Below are 5,684 nucleotides of genomic sequence, written 5' to 3' on the forward strand. Positions count from 1 at the left end.
AGACGGTACGGGGGCGGGCTTGAACAACCCGCCCCTCAGGCCGCACTGTTGGCCGAGATCCGTTCATATCGTCAGGAGACCAGGCTTGTCCTCCGATCACGCACGCGCGCACGTCATCGACCCCGCCGGCGGCTGCCCGCACGCCCTCAACGCCCGGCTGCGCGCCCAGGGCGCCGTAGCCGAAGTGGTGCTCCCCGGCGGTGTACCCGGCGCGGTCGTCCTCGGCCACGAGGCGCTGAAGGAGTTCCTCGCCCACCCCGACGTCGCCAAGGACGCCCGGCACTTCGGCGCCCTCCACGACGGCACCATCGCCCCGGACTGGCCGCTGCGCGTCTTCGCCAACGCCCAGGGCATGCACACCGCCGACGACGCCGACCACCGCCGGCTGCGCTCGCTGGTCGGCAACGCCTTCACCGTCCGCCAGGTGGAGCGGCTGCGGCCGCGCGTGGAGGAGCTGACGGCCGGGCTGCTGGACGACCTGGAGCGCGCGGCGGAGCAGGACGCCGACGGGGTCGCCGACCTGCGCACGCACTTCGCGCTCCCGCTCCCGATGAGCGTGATCTGCGAACTGCTCGGCGTGGACCCCGAGCACCGGGGCCGGCTGCACGAGCTGTCGAACAAGGTCATCATCGCGACCGACACCACCCCGGCCGAGGTCATGACGGCCGTACGGGAGCTCGTCGAGCTGATCGGCGCGATCGCGGCGGCCCGCCGGGCCGCGCCGGGCGAGGACCTGACGAGTGCGCTGATAGCCGCCCGCGACGGAGACGGCGACCGGCTGAGCGAGGCCGAACTCATCGGCACCATGCGGCTGATGCTGGTCGCTGGCCACGAGACCACCCTCAACCTGATCAGCAACGCCGTCCGCGCCCTGTGCACCCACCGCGACCAGCTCGCGCTGGTCCTGGAGGGCGGGGCCACCTGGTCGGACGTGGTCGACGAGACCCTGCGCTTCGACGGCCCGGTCAGCTGGTTCCCGTTCCGCTACCCGACCCGGGACCTCGAGATCGACGGGACCGTCATCCCTCAGGGCACCCCGGTCCTCGCCGGATACACGGCCGCCGGCCGCGACGAGGCCTTCCACGGCCCGGACGCCGACCGCTTCGACGTCACCCGGCCCACCGCCGCGCGCAGCCTCGCCTTCGGACACGGCGCCCACTACTGCGTCGGCGCGCCGCTCGCCCGGCTGGAGGCCACCATCGCCCTGGAGGCCCTCTTCACCCGCTTCCCGGACCTCGACCTGGCCGTGCCCGAGGCCGAACTCCCGCACCAGCGCAGCTTCATAGGCAACAGCGTGGAGTCGCTGCCGGTCCGCCTGACGGGCAAGTAGGAGGAGCGCCGCGCCCCGGGGGACCGTTGTTCTCTCGGGGCGCGGCCCTTCGCGGTACGGCCCTGCGCGCTACGGGCCTGCGCGCTACGGGACCGCGGCCGGCGGCGAGACCTCCGTGCTCAGCCACCCCAGCGCGTCGGGGTACATCCCGATCCAGGTCTGGAAGTTGTGCCCGCCCTGCGGCCGGACCAGGGTCTTGACCCGGACCCCGGTGCCCTCCGCCGCCTCGGCGAAGGCGGCGAGCTGCTGCGGCGGGCTGTCCTTGTCCTGCGCGGAGGTGGCCAGGAAGAGGCCGGTGTCCGCCTTCTTCGTGTGCCGGACCAGCCACATCGGGCTGTTGCGCTCCCGCAGCACCGGGTCGGCCAGCACCCCGGAGTCCCCGGTCAGCGGATCCGGGTCCAGGGCCGCGCCCGCCCGGAACGCCTTCGGGTACTGGAGCGGAAGCTTGGCCGCGCAGAACGCCCCGGTCGAGATGCCCATCAGCCCCCAGCCCTTCGGTTCGGGCAGGGTGCGGAAGTTCTTGGAGACCAGGTCCGGCACGTCCTCCGCGAGCCAGTCGGCCACCTTGCGCTGCGGGGTGTTCGAGCAGTCGGTGTTGACCCCGCCGGGGTACAGCTCGGGGATGACCAGGATGAAGGGGTGCGCCGCGCCCAGCTGGACCAGCTGCTGGAGCGCGCCGGGCATGTCGCCGAGGTCGATCCAGGTGCGGGGCGAGCCCGGGTAGCCGTGCAGCAGCATCAGCACGGGGAAGCGGGTCTTCTCCGAGCCCGGGGCGTCGTACTCCGGGGGCGTCCACACGATCACCTGGCCGGCGAGCTTCGAATGGGAGCCGCGGAAGTACGTGCTGCGGGTGCCGTCGCCCCCCAGGGTGAACTTGGCCCGCCCCAGCGGCGGCCCGGTCATGGCCGAGTTCGTCCCGGTGTCGGTGCCCAGCAGGTCGTCCCAGGAGGAGTAGAGGCCGTAGCTCCCGTTGATCCAGGTGGCCACCACGCAGATGGCCGTGAGCTGGCACAGGCCGATCATCACCAGCCGGGCCGGCCAGCGCACCCAGCCCGGGCCGGGAATCCGGTTCCACAGGAGCAGCGCGGCCAGCATGGCGAGCCCGGTGACGACGAGCAGAGTGACGAGGAACGACGTACTGGTCAGCTCCACTGCGCCGGCTCCTGACGTGCGGGACCACTTTCACCGTAATATCCGGACAATACGTTCGATCCGGGGCGGGTGCCGCCCCGGCGAGGCGTGAAACGCGGCATGTCGGCCGGGGGAGTGACGGGCTCCGCCGGTCGGGGACGGTGTCCTGGGGTAGATTCGCCGCCTGTTCACCGGCGCGGTACCGGAGGTTTCGCCCGCCCTGGTGTCGTATACGGCATGATCGACGGGGATATGCGGAACACTCCGAAAAGAACCAATCGCCGGATGCAGTCCGGGGCGCGCCCGGGGCTGTCGCCGACGCTCGCGGCGCGCGCGGTCTACCAGGTCAAACTGCTGGTCGACCCCGAGCAGGTGCTGGACGCCGACGGCCTGCCCACGGACGCGGCGGCCACCGCCCTGTCCCTCGGCGAGCCCGGCCGCGTCGAGGTCGCGCAGTACGTGGACGACGCCGGGAAGAGCCTGAACGGCCAGGGCTGGATCGTGCGCATCCGGCGCCACGACGACGAGAACCGCGTCCGCCTCGCCTACAAGGCCCGCTTCGACATCTCCGGCGACGGCTCGGACCCGGCCGAGGTGCGGCGCGTGATGGACCGGGCCGGCGAGCACAACTTCGCCACCGGCGACGGGAACTACCGGGTCCAGGTCAATCTCAGCCACACCCGCGCCACCCTCGACCTCACCAACAAGAAGTGCCGCCCGGTCCCGGGGCTGGCCCCCGGCGAGCTCCCCGGCCTGGAGGCCTCCCGGGCCCTCGTCCTGGACCGGCTCCCCGGAAAGCTCGCCCGGTGGGGTGCGAAACCGGCCGGATGGGCGGAGGCGGTCACCGCTTCTTCCCGTCTCCACGGCCCCGTGAGCCAGGCGAACTATCCTGGCCGCATGCTCGATCACGCGATGGAGACACAAGTCAGCCGGCTGTGCTCCGCCTCCGGGGACCCGACCTGGTTCGCGGAGATCACCGCCAAGGCGCACACCTTGCGGGAAGCCGTCGAACTGCGCTCCGACATGATGGGCAAGCTCCGGGCCGAGGGCTGGCTGCTGGAGCGCGACGCCTACAAGACCGATCTCGTCCTCGGCCTGTGAAGGCGTCCGGGTCGGGTCCGATAGGCGTGGGCCCGGTACATGGGGGCCCGACGCAGGTGGGTCCGGTACGCGTGGGTCCGGTACGCGTGGCCCATCTGGCCGACCTGCACATAGGGTCCGCCCTGAAGGGGCTGGCGGAGTACCCCGGGGCGCCCGCGACAGACCCGTACGAGGCTCCGTACGAGGCCCTGCGCGCGGCCGTGCGCCACATCACCGGGGACGGCTACCACGCGGTGCTCCTCGCCGGGGACGTCTTCGACCGCCGGCACGCCGACGCCCGCGCGCTGGCCGCCTGCCAGGACGCGCTCGCCGCCTTCCACGAGGCGGGCCTGCGCACGGTCGTGGTCTCGGGCAACCACGACGCGGAGAGCCCGCTGCCGCACAAGCTGCACCTTCCGCCGTCCGTGCGCTGGCTCGCGGCGGACGCCCCCGAGTCGGTGTCCTGGCCCGACCTCGGGATCACCGTCCACGGCCAGTCCGTGGGCGACCCCGACGAGCGCCGCGACCTGGCCGCCGGATATCCGCGCCCGGTCCCCGGCACCGTCAACATAGGGCTCCTGCACACCAGCCTGCACGGCGCCTGGAGCCGCCGGATCTGCGCACCCACCGACCCGGGGACCCTGGCGCGCGCCGGATACGACTACTGGGCGCTCGGCCACGTCCACCACCGGCTCGTCCCGGACACCGGCGCGTTCGCGGTGTACCCGGGCAACACGCACGCCCGGGGCCCCGGCGAACGGGGCGGGCGCGGCTTCACCGAACTGCGGATAGGGGGCGGCGCCGGGGCGGCGGACCTCCGGACGGACGCCGGCGGCAGCGGCAGTGGCCGGACCTGGGCCGGTGGCCGCATCGAGATCCGGCAGGTGGACACCGCCCCGGTGCGCTACGAGGACCTCCACCTCCCGTCCGCGGAGAGCGCCGAGGCCGACCTGCGGGCCCGGTTCGCGGAGGTCCCGCGGCCGCGCGCCGGCGGCGCCGTCGTGTGGACCCTCACCGCGGCCACGCCTCCCGCCCTGCTGAGCACGGCCCGCGCCCTGGCCGGCCCGGGCATGATGATCTGCCCCGCGCCCGGGAGCCCGGCGGCCTGAGGCGAGCGGGACCGGCGTTCCCCCTCAGCGGGACCGGACGCGCACCGTCACCGAGTGCCAGCCGGTGGCCCCGTCAGGGACCGTTCCCCGCCGTTCCCCCGTCTGCACGGCCCCCGTCCGGTCCGTGGCGCGGACCTCCAGGGTGTGCGGGCCGGGGGTCGCCTCCCACGGCCACACCCACTGGCGCCAGGTGTCGTCGCCGTCCGCGTCCCCGAGCCGGGCCTCCTGCCACGGGCCCTCGTCCACCCGTACCTCGACCCGTGCGATGCCCCGGTGCTGCGCCCACGCCACCCCGGCGACCGCCACCCGGCCCGGCGCCGGTTCGGCGGAGGGCCGCGGGGTGTCGATGCGCGACTGGGTCTTGACCGGGCCCTGCGCGGCCCAGGACCGGCGCACCCAGTAGGCGTCGTACGCGGCGAAGGTGGTCAGCCGCAGCTCGCTCAGCCACTTGCACGCGGAGACGTAGCCGTACAGGCCCGGCACGACCATCCGTACCGGGAAGCCGTGCGCGAAGGGGAGTGGCTCGCCGTTCATCCCGAAGGCCAGCAGCGCGTCCCGGCCGTCCATCACGGCCTCGACGGGGGTGCCGAGGGTCATCCCGTCCACGGAGCGCGCCACCAGCTGATCGGCCGGACCGCCCTGCGACGGCGGCCGCACCCCGGCCTCGCGGAGCAGGTCGGCGAGGCGTACGCCGAGCCAGCGGGCGTTTCCCGCGTACGGGCCGCCGACCTCGTTGGACACGCACGTCAGGGTGACGTCGTGCTCGACCAGCGGGCGGGCGAGCAGCTCGCGCAGGCCGAGGTCGAGGGGCTTGGTGACCCCGTCGCCGTGGATGCGCAGCCGCCAGGCGTCCGCGTCCACGCGCGGGACGACCAGGGCGGTGTCCACGCGGTAGAAGTCGCGGTTCGGGGTGATGAAGGGGGAGGCCCCGGGGATCCGCAGATCCGCCCCGGCCGGGACCGGGGGCGCCGGCACGGAGGGCGCCGGGAGGACGAAGCCGGCCCGGGAGCCCGTGGCCCCCGCCGAGCCGAAGG

Annotated in this window: 5 protein-coding genes; 3 read left to right on the forward strand and 2 right to left on the reverse strand. The window is 73.9% G+C overall.

From position 1 onward, the window contains the following. The first annotated feature begins 85 nt into the window (after positions 1–85). Positions 86–1,330, forward strand: a complete 1,245-nt coding sequence (locus ACWGDE_RS35420) for a cytochrome P450 family protein (protein WP_453393176.1) — start codon at positions 86–88, stop codon at positions 1,328–1,330. Positions 1,331–1,414: 84 nt separating this feature from the next. Here ACWGDE_RS35420 and ACWGDE_RS35425 read toward each other — a convergent pair whose 3' ends face one another. Further along, on the reverse strand, positions 1,415–2,482 hold the full coding sequence (locus tag ACWGDE_RS35425; protein ID WP_453393177.1) for an alpha/beta hydrolase: 1,068 nt from the start codon (positions 2,480–2,482) through the stop codon (positions 1,415–1,417). A 264-nt stretch (positions 2,483–2,746) separates the two neighbouring features. Between ACWGDE_RS35425 and ACWGDE_RS35430 the strand changes: the two genes are divergently transcribed. Together ACWGDE_RS35430 and ACWGDE_RS35435 are read left to right on the forward strand one after the other, a co-directional pair. After that, entirely contained in the window at positions 2,747–3,562 is an 816-nt protein-coding gene (locus tag ACWGDE_RS35430; protein WP_453393178.1) for a hypothetical protein, read from the forward strand. 71 nt (positions 3,563–3,633) lie between these two features. Next, a complete protein-coding gene (locus ACWGDE_RS35435) occupies positions 3,634–4,650 on the forward strand; it encodes a metallophosphoesterase family protein (protein WP_453393179.1) in 1,017 nt (338 codons plus the stop codon). Positions 4,651–4,674: 24 nt separating this feature from the next. On the opposite strand, the gene ACWGDE_RS35440 is transcribed toward ACWGDE_RS35435, so the two are convergent. Next, positions 4,675–5,684 (reverse strand): molybdopterin-dependent oxidoreductase (locus tag ACWGDE_RS35440; RefSeq protein WP_453393180.1); only part of this gene is annotated, 1,010 nt, incomplete at its 5' end.

This window comes from Streptomyces sp. NPDC054956, assembly GCF_053609185.1.